General features: G+C 71.9%; 17 protein-coding genes. 6 read left to right on the top strand and 11 right to left on the bottom strand.

All coding sequences use genetic code 11. The annotated features are described in order from the left end of the window. The first annotated feature begins 29 nt into the window (after positions 1-29). The 4 genes from OG440_RS39840 to OG440_RS39855 all read left to right on the top strand — a co-directional run bounded on the left by OG440_RS39840 (position 30) and on the right by OG440_RS39855 (position 4,643). Positions 30-2,036, top strand: coding sequence for a copper resistance protein CopC (locus OG440_RS39840; RefSeq protein ID WP_331753315.1), 2,007 nt, complete (start codon positions 30-32; stop codon positions 2,034-2,036). A gap of 640 nt (positions 2,037-2,676) precedes the next feature. After that, positions 2,677-3,369, top strand: a complete 693-nt coding sequence (locus OG440_RS39845; protein ID WP_331753319.1) for a DUF3105 domain-containing protein — start codon at positions 2,677-2,679, stop codon at positions 3,367-3,369. Continuing rightward, positions 3,366-4,097 (top strand): DUF305 domain-containing protein, encoded by a 732-nt coding sequence (locus tag OG440_RS39850; protein ID WP_406011631.1) that lies wholly within the window; start codon positions 3,366-3,368, stop codon positions 4,095-4,097. Before OG440_RS39845 ends, OG440_RS39850 begins: the two co-directional genes overlap by 4 nt. Positions 4,098-4,166: 69 nt before the next feature. Then, complete coding sequence (locus OG440_RS39855; protein ID WP_331753321.1) at positions 4,167-4,643, top strand: DUF2752 domain-containing protein; 477 nt, start codon at positions 4,167-4,169, stop codon at positions 4,641-4,643. A gap of 519 nt (positions 4,644-5,162) precedes the next feature. On the opposite strand, the gene OG440_RS39860 is transcribed toward OG440_RS39855, so the two are convergent. Beyond that, positions 5,163-5,639 carry a heavy metal-responsive transcriptional regulator gene (locus tag OG440_RS39860; RefSeq protein WP_331753323.1) on the bottom strand — a complete coding sequence of 159 codons (477 nt, stop codon included), beginning with the start codon at positions 5,637-5,639 and terminating at the stop codon, positions 5,163-5,165. A gap of 86 nt (positions 5,640-5,725) precedes the next feature. Between OG440_RS39860 and OG440_RS39865 the strand changes: the two genes are divergently transcribed. Further along, a complete protein-coding gene (locus tag OG440_RS39865; RefSeq protein WP_331753325.1) occupies positions 5,726-6,703 on the top strand; it encodes an alkylmercury lyase family protein in 978 nt (325 codons plus the stop codon). 5 nt (positions 6,704-6,708) lie between these two features. Here OG440_RS39865 and OG440_RS39870 read toward each other — a convergent pair whose 3' ends face one another. The 4 genes from OG440_RS39870 to OG440_RS39885 form a co-directional block, all read right to left on the bottom strand. Then, positions 6,709-7,131 carry a hypothetical protein gene (locus tag OG440_RS39870; protein ID WP_406011632.1) on the bottom strand — a complete coding sequence of 141 codons (423 nt, stop codon included), beginning with the start codon at positions 7,129-7,131 and terminating at the stop codon, positions 6,709-6,711. A gap of 234 nt (positions 7,132-7,365) precedes the next feature. After that, positions 7,366-7,668: a hypothetical protein gene (locus tag OG440_RS39875; RefSeq protein WP_331753329.1), complete on the bottom strand. Its 303-nt coding sequence runs from the start codon at positions 7,666-7,668 to the stop codon at positions 7,366-7,368. Beyond that, a complete protein-coding gene (locus OG440_RS39880) occupies positions 7,665-7,958 on the bottom strand; it encodes a hypothetical protein (RefSeq protein WP_331753331.1) in 294 nt (97 codons plus the stop codon). Before OG440_RS39880 ends, OG440_RS39875 begins: the two co-directional genes overlap by 4 nt. After that, a complete protein-coding gene (locus OG440_RS39885; RefSeq protein ID WP_331753333.1) occupies positions 7,955-8,233 on the bottom strand; it encodes a hypothetical protein in 279 nt (92 codons plus the stop codon). Before OG440_RS39885 ends, OG440_RS39880 begins: the two co-directional genes overlap by 4 nt. Positions 8,234-8,616: 383 nt before the next feature. On the opposite strand from OG440_RS39885, the gene OG440_RS39890 reads away from it, so the two are divergent. Next, positions 8,617-9,246 carry a class I SAM-dependent methyltransferase gene (locus tag OG440_RS39890; protein WP_331753335.1) on the top strand — a complete coding sequence of 210 codons (630 nt, stop codon included), beginning with the start codon at positions 8,617-8,619 and terminating at the stop codon, positions 9,244-9,246. 9 nt (positions 9,247-9,255) lie between these two features. Here the strand turns inward: OG440_RS39890 and OG440_RS39895 are convergent, their stop codons facing one another. From OG440_RS39895 to OG440_RS39920, 6 genes are read right to left on the bottom strand one after another with little or no spacing between them, the layout of a single operon-like run. After that, a complete protein-coding gene (locus OG440_RS39895) occupies positions 9,256-9,918 on the bottom strand; it encodes a TlpA disulfide reductase family protein (protein ID WP_331753514.1) in 663 nt (220 codons plus the stop codon). Next, positions 9,915-10,190: a hypothetical protein gene (locus OG440_RS39900; protein ID WP_331753337.1), complete on the bottom strand. Its 276-nt coding sequence runs from the start codon at positions 10,188-10,190 to the stop codon at positions 9,915-9,917. The genes OG440_RS39895 and OG440_RS39900 overlap by 4 nt, the downstream gene beginning before the upstream one ends. Further along, positions 10,187-10,408 carry a hypothetical protein gene (locus OG440_RS39905; protein WP_331753339.1) on the bottom strand — a complete coding sequence of 74 codons (222 nt, stop codon included), beginning with the start codon at positions 10,406-10,408 and terminating at the stop codon, positions 10,187-10,189. Before OG440_RS39905 ends, OG440_RS39900 begins: the two co-directional genes overlap by 4 nt. Beyond that, positions 10,405-10,704 (bottom strand): glutaredoxin family protein, encoded by a 300-nt coding sequence (locus OG440_RS39910; RefSeq protein WP_331753341.1) that lies wholly within the window; start codon positions 10,702-10,704, stop codon positions 10,405-10,407. The genes OG440_RS39905 and OG440_RS39910 overlap by 4 nt, the downstream gene beginning before the upstream one ends. Continuing rightward, positions 10,701-11,363, bottom strand: coding sequence for a peroxiredoxin family protein (locus OG440_RS39915; RefSeq protein ID WP_331753343.1), 663 nt, complete (start codon positions 11,361-11,363; stop codon positions 10,701-10,703). The genes OG440_RS39910 and OG440_RS39915 overlap by 4 nt, the downstream gene beginning before the upstream one ends. Then, a complete protein-coding gene (locus tag OG440_RS39920; protein WP_331753345.1) occupies positions 11,353-12,327 on the bottom strand; it encodes a cytochrome c biogenesis protein CcdA in 975 nt (324 codons plus the stop codon). The genes OG440_RS39915 and OG440_RS39920 overlap by 11 nt, the downstream gene beginning before the upstream one ends. Positions 12,328-12,394 lie beyond the last annotated feature (67 nt).

Below are 12,394 nucleotides of genomic sequence, written 5' to 3' on the forward strand. Positions count from 1 at the left end.
CGCTCTCCTAGTGAACTTAGGTATTTGGGATGTGTGGTGTACGGGCCCGCTGGGCCGCTCGTCTGGCGGCCGCGGTGCTGCTCGCTCTGGCCGGACTGCTGTCCGCGACCACGTCTGCGCAGGCTCACGCGGTGCTGCTGTTCGCCTCCCCGGCCATCGAGGGTGCCGTGCCGACGGCGCCGAAGGAGATCTCCCTCGTCTTCGACGAGCCGGTGCAGCCCAGCGGGGCCAGGGCCCTGCGGGTGTCGGCGCCGGACGGGAAACAGGTGACCCTCGGCAAGATTGGCCGCAGCGAGGGCGGCAGGCAGCTCACAGCGCCGGTCCGCTCGACGGTGGCACCCGGTGTGTACACGGTGTCCTGGCAGGCGATCGCGCTCGACGGCGACGTGATGGGCGGCACCTACCAGTTCGCGGTCGGGTCCGCGACGGCCGCTCTCGCGGTCGGCGGATCCTCGGGCGGACAGCAGGTCGCCGGGGCTCCGGCGACCGCTGTGCTGCGCTGGGTGCTGTTCGCGGCGTTCGCGCTGACGCTCGGCTCGTTGGTGGGTGAGTGGCTGACGGCCCGGCGGCGCGTCCCGGAGAGGGCGGCCACGGTCCGGTCCTGGATGGCGCCCGGGGCGGTGGCGGGCGTTGTGGCCTCGATCGGACTAGCGCTCCTGATCGCCGGGGGCGGCAGCCTGGTCCGCGGCGTCACCTCACCGTCCGGGGCCGCGCTGTTCGACGGGCGGCCCGGCATTCTGGCCCTGGTCGAGATCGCCGGCTGGCTGGGCTCCCTGATCGCCCTGCAACTGAGGCAGAAGCAGGCGGCGGTCGCCGCGCTGTTCACGGCGGTCGTGGCAGAGGGCTTGCGGGCACATCCGGCGGCCGAGTCCGCGGTGTGGGGGCCGGTGCTGACCACCGTCCATCTGGCCGCGGCGGCGGTGTGGATCGGCGCGCTCGTCCATGTGCTGCGGGTGGGCCGGGCCTGGCGGTGGGCGCCGCCCGCACGGGCCGCATTGCGTGCCTACGCCCGCATCGCGTTGGCGCTGGTCGTGCTCGTGCTGCTGACCGGCACGCTGTCGGGCCTGCTGCTGGTCTCCCCGCTCAAGCTGTGGGACACGAACTTCGGGCGGCTGCTCACCCTCAAGCTGGCCCTGGTGGCGGGCGTGTGCGCCCTGGCGCTGGCCGCCCGGCGGCGGCTCGCGAGCGGTGCGCCGCGTCAGCTGGCCCGCGTCGAGGCGTCCGCGCTGGTGGCGGTGCTGGCGGTCACCGCGTGGCTCGGCGTGACGCAGCCGCCCCGGGACGCGAACGCCGCCCTGCCGTTCGCCCCGCCGCCGAGCGGGAACGCGATCACCGTAGGCGGGCGGGCCGACCAGATCGGCATCGCCGCCACCGCGAGCCAGGGGCAGGTCGTCGTACGGCTGACCGCCCCGGACACCGACCTCGACAACGGCGGGACGTCGGACCTGTCCTACGAGGCCGGGCTGACCCTGACCACGCCCGGCGGCAGCAGCCGCGCGCTGGCCGTGCGCGGCTGCGGCGAGGGCTGCTTCTACGCACCGGTGACCTGGCGCAACGGCCTGAACCTGCTCACCGTGCGGGCCGGCGCCGACGGCTGGGGCGGCGGGCGGGACACGCTGCGGGTGATGTGGCCGGCGCGCCCGGACGCGGCCCTGCTCAAGCAGACCGTGAAGGCGATGCGCGATGTCGGGACGTTCACGCTGCACGAGCAGGTGGCCAGCGACACCGCCCGCACCGCGGTCGCGCCGACGAAGCTGCAGGTCACCGGCGACCAGTTCGTCGACTCCGAGCCGTACGCCAAGGGAAGCGCGCCACTCAGCTCCCGCTTCACCGACGCCGAGGGCAACACCGTGCTGGCCCTCGGCTTCCCGGGCGAACGCCTCGCCCTCGAACTTACGCTGGACAAGCAGCACCGCGTCGTACGGGAGACGCTCGTCGCCCCCAACCACTTCATCCGCCGCAGCTTCACCTACCCCGAACCGGAGGGCGACCACGGGGACGGACATGATCACGGCGACGCGTCCGGCGGACAGTGACGAGGACGGGACGAGCAGCATGGCCAGGGTGACGCGAGCGGCCCGCCGGGGACTCCGGCGCGGTGCGCGGCGCCCTGCGCACGCACTGCTCGCCCTGCTGCTGGCGGTCCTCACCGCGAGCGCGGTTGCCTGCGGTGTGACGACGGCTGCCGGGCCGTCCTCCTCCATGGCCACCATGGGTCACACATCGATGGCCGGGGACGTCCGGGCCGTGATGGCCGTGGAGAGCGGCGGGCCCGACACGTGCCCCTCGCTTGCCGGCAGCCCGCACGAGGACGTCCGTTCGTCCGGCGACTGCGGTTCGGCCCACTGTGCTCAGGCGGCCGGTCAGCCCCGTTCCTCTTGTTGCGACAGTCCGGGCCAGAACGGCGTCAGCACCACCGCGCCGGACATCGCGCCCCCAGCGGTTTCAGGCCCGGACGCCGGGCACGTGCTGGCGGCATCCTTGCCACGCTGCCCTGGTGCCCCCGGCAGTGGGCCAGGGCCTCCCGACCTGCACCAGCTCCAACTGCTGCGCATCTAGGCGCATCCAGCCGACGCCCGCCCCAGTTCGCGACGGCCTCGGCATTCCGCGCTCTTTGACCACACAGCGCAGCACCGCCGTGCCCCCAGACGGGACGGCGGGGACAAGGACTTTCCCATGGCATCCGCCAAGAGCACGAACCCCGGCAAGGACAAGAACACGAACAGGCCCTCGGGCAACAAGCCGTCGGGCAAGGAAAGGGCCGGCGCCCGACGGGCCCGAATAGAGGAGCAGCGCCGCGCCGTGCGTGCCCGTGAGCGCCGTATCCGGATCATCACCATCGTCGCGTCCACGGCGATCCTGGCCGGGCTGGTGGGCGGCGGCTGGTACCTGATCGACCAGGCCAACAACAAGGAGAAGGCCCAGGCGGCCCCCATCTCCGGCGAGAAGACCTGGTCGAACCTGAGCCGCAACCACGTCACCACCAAGGTCAACTACCCCATGACCCCGCCGGTGGGCGGCAACCACGCCCCCATCTGGCAGGACTGCAACGGCAACGTCTACACGCACCAGCTGCAGAACGAGAACGCGGTGCACGCCCTGGAGCACGGCGCGGTCTGGGTCACCTACAACGACAAGGCCAGCCAGGCCGATGTGAAGACCCTCGCGGCGAAGGTGCAAAAGACGCCGTACACCCTGATGAGCCCGTACAAGAGCGAGTCGTCGCCGATCACACTGTCGGCCTGGGGGCATCAGCTGAACGTCGCGTCGGCGTCCGACAAGCGCGTGAACGAGTTCTTCGACACGTACGTCCAGGGCAAGCAGACGCCCGAGCCGGGCGCGGCCTGCACCGGTGGGAAGTCCTCGTGAGCGCGGCCGACCTCGACGCGGACGAGGCACAGGATGACGAGGCGTACCCGGAGGAACAGCGCAGCACGCGCAGGCTGTCCCGACTGCTGATCGGCGGAGCCCTCACCACGGTGCTGGCCGTCGTGGCGTTGGTCGCGATGCTGCTGTGGCCGTCCGGCGGCAGTGGTGCCGTGGCTGTGCCGACGCAGGACTCGGTGGACGCCGGCTTCGCCCGCGACATGGCGATCCATCACCAGCAGGCGGTGGAACTGTCCTTCATCGTGCGCGACCGCACCAGTAATGAGGACGTGCGTCGGCTCGCGTACGACGTCATCAACACCCAGGCCAACCAGCGCGGCATGCTGCTGGGCTGGCTGGACGTGTGGGGCTTGCCGAAGTCCTCGCAAAAGCCGCCCATGTCCTGGATGAAGGGCGACATGAGCGGCATGAAGGGGATGGCGGGCATGGAAGGAACGGACTACAAGCCGCACGACGGCTCCCTCATGCCTGGCATGGCCACCAACACCCAGATGGACCAGCTGCGCAAGGCCAAGGGGAAGGCCGCGGAGATCCTCTATCTGCGGCTGCTGACCGCGCACCACACTGGCGGCATCGCCATGTCCCAGGCGGCGGCCCAGATGGCGAAGACCGAGCAGGTGCGGGATCTGGCCCAGAGCATGGTGGACAGCCAGACAGGGGAGATCAAGATGATGGCGGACATGCTCAAGCAGCGCGGCGCCACCGCGTGAGCGCCGCGGTGTCTCCCGGCCCGTACGCCGCGACCGCACGAGCAGCCAGGTAGTCAGGTGAGGAGAGCGATGGCACACCCGCGGCTTCCGTTGCGGCGGTCGGCCGGTGCCGGCTGGCTGCCGCGGATCGAGTGGGGCTGGGAGACGCGGAACGCCCGCTGGTGGGGGCTGGGTGCGGTAGGTGCCGTGGTGATTGGGGCCGGGGTGGCGATGGCGGTGTGGGGGATGTTCCCCGTCGACCTGCACGAGCCGACGCACTACGCCGGGATCATGGCGCCGACCTGCGGGCTGACCCGCTCGGTCGTGGCCGTCTTCCGCGGCGACGTGGCGGCGGCCTGGCGCTACAACCCGGCCGGGCTGCTGGTGGCCGTGGTGTCGGTCGCCGTCCTGGCCCGCCTGGTGGCGGGTTCGGTGGCGGGGCGCGGGCCGGTGCTGCGGGTGCGGCCGGGCCGCCTGGGGTGGACCGCGCTGGGTCTGGCCTTGGTGGCACTGGAGATCCACCAGCAGGGCCAGGCGCAGCTGCTGATGACCACCGGGCTGCGCTGACCAGCCACGTCGGTGTGGTGCGCACCCGTCGGGTGTGCGTCCGCCGTGCTGGAGACGGTGCGCAGGTCGGTGGCGTCGTCCACCGCGAGGCGGCAGCGGCGCCGGTCGCCGGTCAGGTGCCTGCGGGCCTGGTCGACCGCGACCGCGCGGAAGCCGTCCGGGATCAGCGGGGTGCCGTAGCCGGAATCGCAATTCAGTTCGACCACTTCCGCTCCGGGCGGCAGTGGACCGCACGTCGGCTGGAACAGGTTCGGCGTCTCGTCCACGCGATGGAGCCGCTTCAGGCAGGGTTGTCGACCGGTGCCCTACCTGCACGCCTGCCAGGGGCCATTACGTCTTCTGGCCGGGCCGAAACGGCAGGTGTGGCGGGTGGAGGGGCCTATCTCGCCTGTGTTCACGGGCTCGCCTACCGTCCGTAAGCCGCCCGAGTCGGCCGCTTCCTGCCTGGCACCGGCCGACTGCCGTAGGAGGCGATCAACAGGCCGCAGTGGACCGCGCGCTTTCAACGGGATGTGACCGTCATGAACGCGGGACCTGGGACACGGGGGTCGCTGCGCCGTCGGGCGCTGACCTGGCAATGCGCCCTGTGTCCTCAGCTTGGGTCTCGCCGGGTACTGCCGGTGAGGATGGTGCAGATGGCGTCCTGGTCGCAGGCGCCGGGGTTGGTGGTGGCGGCGCGCGCAGCGTCTGGCGGGTGGCGGCAAGTTCGGCCATGCGCCGGTCGATGTCGTCAAGGTGCTCGGTGATCAGTGCGGTGACGTGGGTGCAGGGGGCGTGGCCGTCGTCGCGGAGGGTGAGGATCGAGCGGATCTCGGCGAGGGTGAGGCCGGCGCGCTGGGCGTCGCGGATGACCGCGAGGCGGGTGACGGTGTGGTCGGGGTAGTCGCGGTAGCCGCATGGGGTGCGTGGTGGGGCGGGCAGCAGGCTGCTGTCCTCGTAGAAGCGGATGGTCTTCGTGGTCAGCCCGCTGCGGGCGGCAAGGTCGCCGATACGCATGCTTCCAGGCTAGCCCTTGACCTTCCAGTGCGCTGGAAGGTCTACGGTCGGACGGTATCGAGTGATGCCCTGGGAGGACGAGGCGGATGCGGGTCACGGTGCTGACGGTGGCGGACTGCCCGAACGCACGGCCTGCGGTGGAGCGGGTCACCGCTGCACTGGACGGCCGGCCGGCGGAGGTGGAGCTGGTCGAGGTGGGCGATGCGGCCGAGGCCACCCGGCGGGGCATGCACGGCTCGCCCACCATCCTGGTCGACGGGACCGATCCGCTCGCGTCGCCGGGCACGCTGCCCAGCATGTCGTGCCGTCTGTACCGGGACGAGGACGGCACGGTGTCCGGGGTGCCGAGCGAGGAGGCCCTGCGTCAGGCCCTGGCCGGGGCAACCGGGTGCGGTCAGGGTTCTGCGGTGTCGGACTGCTGCGCGCCGGACGGGATGGACGTGGTCGGCCGGGCCGGCCGGGGTCGCCGTGCGCCCGCCGAGCGCGGCCTGCGGGCGGTGCACCAGCAGGTGCTGCGGTACTTCGCCACCACCGGGACCGCTCCCGAGCCGCAATCGCTCCACGCGGGGGCGGCCGGGACCGGCCGCAGCATCGAGGGGGTGCTGGCCGAGCTGGCGGACGAGGATTTCCTCACCCTGGACGACGCCGGGCGCATCCGTGCCGCCTATCCGTTCTCCGCCGTCCCCACCCGGCACCGGGTCCGCATCGCCGACCAGGTGGAAGTGTGGTCGATGTGCGCGATCGACGCCCTCGGCATCCCCGCCATGCTGGGCCAGGACGTGGTCATCTCCTCCACCGACCCGGTGACGGATGAGAGCGTCACCGTGACGTCGACCGCCGGGACCATGCGCTGGGAGCCGAGGGACGCAGTGGTGGTCGTAGGGCAGCGCCCCGGGGGCGGACCGGCGGCTACCGCCTGCTGCGACGCGCTGAACTTCTTCACCTGCGCCGAGACCGCCCGCGCCTGGCTCGGGCGGCAACCGGACGTGTCCGGCCGCATGGTCGCCCAGGCCCAGGCCGAGCGGATCGCCCGGCAGACCTTCGGACCGGTGCTGGCCCCCTGATGCCGTCAGACCCAGGCGGCCCCGTCGTCGGGCCTCTCGGGCAGCGGCCGGCTGATCCGGTCTTGGGGCAGGACCGGCTTGGGGCGGCGCGGTTCGCGCACCCCCATCCCGCCCGGGCCCGCGCCGCCGGTATCCGGGCAGACGGGATCGAGCCGCAGCACCCGCAGCGCACCCGCCGCCCAGCCCAGCACGACCGCCGCGGCCACGGCGCCCAGCACGGGCAGCAGACCCAGAGCGCCGCCGGCCACCACCAACGCCACAACCAGCAGCCACGCCGCAGCGGTGCGCCGCATGCACAGCCGATAGGTGATCACGGTGCGGCCCAGCCGGGCGATCGAGCGCGGCCCCTGCCACGCGGTGCACGGCCGCCGGCCACACGGGGTGCAGGCCGTACAGCGGCCCTTCGGCTTGCAGGACTTCCTCGACACGGCCGCCTCCCACATAGCGGACCTAGGCTCACCCCCAGAGTGGAGGGCGCGTGGCAGGGGCAGCAACCCTTCGCCCGCTGTTGCATCGGCCCCGTGCGCGGGCTGTCACTCGGTCCCGTCGTCTGTCCTCGGAGTCGACGGCGTCCCGGTCACGCAGCGGACGTAGGCCCCACCCCTTGCACGCCGACGCCGCCCCCAGCCGGTGTCCGCGCTACTCACCGCTGCGCTCGCCTGCTATCGGCCGGTGACGTCGAGTTCCGCATACATCCCGGCCAGGTAGTGACCGGGCAGGTTGCACACCAGCTGGTAACGGCCGGGGTGCACGGTCAGGGTGGTCCACCCTGCGGCACCGGGAGGGAGGCCGTCGCCCGCGCCCGCCCGGCAGCTGCGGGAGACCTCACCGAGGCTGCCCGCCTCGTCGATCTTCCCGTCCGGGTGGGTGGGACGCTCCCCGATGCTCCGGCCCGGTGCCAGCGGCAGCACCACCACCTCGTGCGTCATCATCGGGCCGGCGTTGAACACCCGCAGCGAGATCACGCCGCTGAGGCCGTGCCCGGGTGGGCCACCAGCCGCATCATGCCCATGCCGTATCGGCCTGGAGTGCCGCCCATCATGCCCGGTCCCATGTCGCTCTCGGTCACCTGCACCACATGGCCCGGCAGGGCGGGCACACCGCAGCGCGCACCTGACGCCTGCCAGCCCGCAGGAACCGCACCACGCAGTGCGCCCGTGGCAGCGAGCGACAGCGTGGTGGCGATGCCCAGCACCAGTGCGGCAACCGCCCCCGCGATGACCATCCACATCCCGCGTCGGCGGTGCGCGCTCACCGGTGCTCCCGCAGCAGTTCGAGGCGGCGCTGGTAGTCGTCGTCATCGATTTCTCCGCGGGCGAACCGCTCGGCGAGCAGGTCCTCGGCCCGTCCGCGCCCCCACCCCGTCTGGTCCGAGGTGGGGGGCCGACCGGGCTCGTGGTCGCGACGGGCGCTCGTGAAGTAGTGGACGAGCGCAACCACCCCGGCGATCAGCAGCGCCCAGAACAGCACCGTGATCACGGTCATGAAGAGCCAGCCGGTCCAGCCCCAGCCGCCGTCGTACCACATCATGCCGATCACCTACCCAGCGTGTATCTCCTCTCTCCAGCATGCCTCCGAAGCGACTTAGGTGCCGGGCGGCCAGGTCTCTTCTCGCCGGGGCCGAGCAGCCCCGGAGCTCCGTCCTCTTCGGCTGACTGCACCCTGCGCGACTGCACGACGTCCTTGGCGCTCCCCGCACCACCCGGTGCCTGGGCACGGACGGCGTCCGGGGTTGTCATCGGCCATCGTCCCGGGGATTACCGTCGAGATGGGGTATCGATCGGTCTGTGTGCGTTGCGTGCCACTGCTGCCCGGCGCGGTTACGGAGGTGCTTCCGGCATCGTTCTGCCCCGCGGAGGGCGACAGGCCAAAAACCGGCTCGATCCCGTCCCATCCAGCGAGAGGCGCTCCCGATGTCCAGCACCAACGATCGCTCCGCGCGGCTACGTCGCTACTGGGACCGGCACGCCCGCTCCTACGACCGGCAGATGGGCTTCTTCGACCGGCATCTGTTCGGCGACAGCAGGAGGTGGATCTGCTCCCAGGCCACCGGGCACGTCCTGGAGATCGCCATCGGCACCGGCCTCAACCTGCCCCTCTACCCGGCCGACACCGACCTCACCGGGATCGAGTGGAGCCCGGCCATGCTGGACATCGCCCGCCGGCGTGCCGAGCAACTGGGCCGCGCCGTCGAGCTGCGCGAGGCCGACGCCCAGGCTCTGCCGTTCCCCGACGCCTCGTTCGACACCGTCGTGAGCACCCTCTCGCTGTGCGCCATCCCCGACGAGCGGCGGGCGGTCGCCGAGATGGTCCGGGTGCTGCGCCCCGGCGGCCGCCTGCTGCTCCTCGACCACGTCATCAGCTCAGCCTGGCACGCTCGCGCGGTACAACGTCTCCTGGAACTGGTCACCGTCCCGCTGGGCGGCGAGCACTTCCGGCGCCGCCCGCTCAGGCACGTGCAGGCCGAGGGCCTTCAGATCGAGCAGCGGGACCGGTTCAAGCTGGGCATCGTCGAGCGCATTACCGCACGCAAGCCCGCCTGACGCCGACGATCACCGTGGTGACGGGGCGGCCGAGGGAGTCTCGGCTGCGATGCCCTTGATGATGGGGAGGAAGTCACGGTAGGTCAGCGGGCCGATGGACAGTGCGGCCACCTTGCCCGTGCGGTCCAGAACGTAGGTGGTGGGGACGGCTCGGGGGGCGAGGCGCTTGAAGCCGATCATCGTACGGCTGTCCGGGTCGAAGACGCTCGGATAGGGGATGCCGTAGTCGCGCTCGAACCCGATGGCCGCGGACTTGCTGTCGCGGATGTCGACGCCGAGGAACTCCACCCCCAGCGGCTTGGTCTCCTTGGCGAGGCGCGCCAGCTCCGGAGCCTCCTCGCGGCAGGGCGCGCACCACGAGCCCCACACGTTGATCACCACGACATCGCCGCGCATCCGCGCGATGTTGGCATGCTCACCGGTCAGAGTGGTGCCCTTCAGGGTGGGTGTGAGGGTGCGCTCGCCGGGTTTGAGGTAGTTCGAGGAACTGCCTTTGGCCGCCCCGGGGTTCGTCCCTCGGCTGCTGCTGTCCTGGCCCTGAAAGGTGCCGCAGGCGGTGACCGTGCCGGTGGCGGCCAGGGCGAGGAGGGCGGTCAGGGCGGTGCGCCGCGAGGGTCCCGCGGGACGGGGGATGACCGGGGACCGTCGCGGCCGTATCGGTGTGGTGCTCAGCGTGGCTCACCCTTCGGGAGTGGGCCGGATGCCCGTTTGCCGCCTGCTGCCCGCAAGTCGAGTTCGTGGTGCAGGAGTTGCACCTCCTCGCGCAGCCGCTTGATCTCCGCGTCCGTGGCGTCCGGGGCGGTGCTGTGGGAGGAGGTTTGCGACTGGGTCTGCTGCGGCGTTGTGTGGCAGCCGCGGCCCTGGCGCATGGGCCGGACGCAGAAGACGTACGTGAGCGCGGCGGCCGCCACGGTGGCCAGCAGCGGCAGGACGTACGCGGTCACGGCGTGCGCTCCCGGTCCTGCGGGCCGGGCTGCGGCGTGACTTTGGTGCGCAGGTCGGCGACCTCCTTGCGGAGGAGATCCAGTTCCTGCTCACGCGGATCGCTTCCGGCCGGTGGGGCGGCCTGGTCCTTGCGGCCCCCCTTCATCATGAACCACATCATCGCCCCCATGCCGACGGGACAGGCCAGGGCGGGAAGGACGTAGAGGAACTGACTCATGACGAACTCCTGTCAGAAGTACGGCGTGCAGGGGCCGCCGCGCTGGTGAGCGCACGGCGCAGGCGACGTTCGGAGAGCCGCCCGTAGCCGAAGGGTTCGCCGTCGAGGAGGATGCCGGGGGCGAAAAGCGCGCCCGCCTCCAGCGCGAGGCGCTGGCCCTCGGTGCTGCCGAGGTCGATTTCGGTGACGGTCAACGGGTGATCGGCCCCCACCTTGGCCAGGACGCGCTTGGCGTGCTCGCACAGCGCGCAGTCGGCCTGGGTGAGCAGCGTGATGGAGCGCGGGGCGGTGGTCATGACTGCCGCCCGGACTTCAGGTCGGCGAGCAGCTTGTCGACCTTGACGTACATCGTGTACTTGGGGGCGCCGCCGTAGTCGGCCCGCCACTGGATCTTTCCGTCGGGGCCGACCAGGACGAAGCTGTGGCCGTCGCGGGAGTCGCCCATCATCCCGTACTGGTTCGCCCCGTACTCCTTGGAGACCTTCAGGTCGGGATCCGAGAGCACCGGGGTGCTGAGGGCGTCGTCCTTGACCTTGCGGGCGATCAGGTTCGCCGGGTCGGTGGTGACGGAGACGATCTGGTCGATGCCGGCGGCCTTGACCTTGGCGGAGGACTTCTCCAGGTCGCGGATCTGGTCCCAGCACGGCTGGCAGGTCAGGCCCTCCTGGAAGTACAGCAGCACGGTCTTGCCCTTGAAGGCGTCCAGGCTGGTCACCTTGCCGGTGCTGGAGGTGAGGGTGAAGCCGGGGGCGCTCTTGCCGATGCCCGGGCTGCCGACCTCGTAGCCGGAGGCCGGGGCGTCCTCGGACTTGTTGAACACCGCGTAGAGCCCGGCGACCACCGCGACCAGGATGACGGCGAGCACCGCGAGATTGCGCACGCGGCGTCGGTGCTGCTCGCGTTCACGGTCTTGCGCGAGCTGTGCACGCCGTGCGGGCTTGGTGTCAGCGGCCATCGGTGCGGGTCTCCATCGTCGTGGTGAGGTCGGCGCTCCCGGTGACTTCCGCGGGTTCGGGGGCGGCGGGGACGGTCTCGGGAACGCGGTCGGTGACCGGTTCGGGGCCGGGCGGTGTGGCGGGGCGCAGGGCGCGGCGGATCAGCAGGGCCAGCGCCGCGGCGGCTGCGAGGGCCAGGGCCCAGCCGGGCAGCCAGGCCAGGGCGTGGGTGGCGGTCGAGGCGGCGTGCTGCAGGTCGGCGGCGAAGGTGACCCGCCAGCCGGAGTTCGGCATCGACGGACCGGTGATCGCGAGTACCACCGTCAGGACACCCATGCCCACCAGCAGGACGCCGGACAGCAGGTCCCCCAGCGGTAGGCCGCGCTGCCGGCGGCCGATGCGCAGCCGCACCCGGCGCCCCTGCAGGACGCGGGCCGGGCCCCTGCGGCCGCGCTCCCAGGCCAGGGCGATCACGACCAGCGGGGCGACCATGCCCAGCACGTAGACGAGGCCGACGCTCAGCGCGGCCGGAAAGGACGCGGTGGCCCCGGACAGCACGGCGACTCCGGCCAGTACCGGCGCGCAGCAGGCGCTGGCGATGCCGGAGAACGCGCCCAGCGCGTAGGCCGCGCCGAACCCGCCGCCCTGCGGTGAACGGCGGGACGGCATCGGCAGGTTGGGCTTCCAGCCGTACAGCACCGCAAGACCGCCGAGCAGCATCAGCGCGCCGCCGGCCAGGTACACCTCCAGGTGGAAACGGACCAGGGCCGCCGAGGCGGCCGCGGCGCCGAGGCCGATCGGCACGATGACCGTGGCCACCCCGGCACCGAAGGCCAGCGTTGCCGCGAGTACCCGGCCGCGTGAGCGGAAGCCGGAGGCGAAGTACGCGGGCAGCATCACCGAGATGCAGCACGGCGCCAGCAGCGCCACCATCCCGCCGATGAACGACGCCAGCAGCGTCGTACCGAAGAGGAGCTCGCTCATCCACAAGCCTTTCTGGGCAGCGAGTACCACCCCAGGCTGCAATCACCTAGGCGGCTTAGGACCTAAG

It is taken from the genome of Streptomyces sp. NBC_00637 (assembly GCF_045161545.1).
Lineage (GTDB): Bacteria > Actinomycetota > Actinomycetes > Streptomycetales > Streptomycetaceae > Streptomyces.

Bases quoted from the DNA above. Each gene is read 5' to 3' on its own strand.
- OG440_RS39855 (WP_331753321.1), top strand. From the start codon at position 4,167: ATGGCACACCCGCGGCTTCCGTTGCGGCGGTCGGCCGGTGCCGGCTGG.
- OG440_RS39910 (WP_331753341.1), bottom strand. From the start codon at position 10,704: ATGACCACCGCCCCGCGCTCCATCACGCTGCTCACCCAGGCCGACTGC.
- OG440_RS39840 (WP_331753315.1), top strand. From the start codon at position 30: ATGTGTGGTGTACGGGCCCGCTGGGCCGCTCGTCTGGCGGCCGCGGTG.
- OG440_RS39890 (WP_331753335.1), top strand. From the start codon at position 8,617: ATGTCCAGCACCAACGATCGCTCCGCGCGGCTACGTCGCTACTGGGAC.
- OG440_RS39885 (WP_331753333.1), bottom strand. From the start codon at position 8,233: ATGATGTGGTACGACGGCGGCTGGGGCTGGACCGGCTGGCTCTTCATG.
- OG440_RS39920 (WP_331753345.1), bottom strand. From the start codon at position 12,327: ATGAGCGAGCTCCTCTTCGGTACGACGCTGCTGGCGTCGTTCATCGGC.
- OG440_RS39860 (WP_331753323.1), bottom strand. From the start codon at position 5,639: ATGCGTATCGGCGACCTTGCCGCCCGCAGCGGGCTGACCACGAAGACC.
- OG440_RS39915 (WP_331753343.1), bottom strand. From the start codon at position 11,363: ATGGCCGCTGACACCAAGCCCGCACGGCGTGCACAGCTCGCGCAAGAC.
- OG440_RS39905 (WP_331753339.1), bottom strand. From the start codon at position 10,408: ATGAGTCAGTTCCTCTACGTCCTTCCCGCCCTGGCCTGTCCCGTCGGC.
- OG440_RS39865 (WP_331753325.1), top strand. From the start codon at position 5,726: ATGCGGGTCACGGTGCTGACGGTGGCGGACTGCCCGAACGCACGGCCT.
- OG440_RS39845 (WP_331753319.1), top strand. From the start codon at position 2,677: ATGGCATCCGCCAAGAGCACGAACCCCGGCAAGGACAAGAACACGAAC.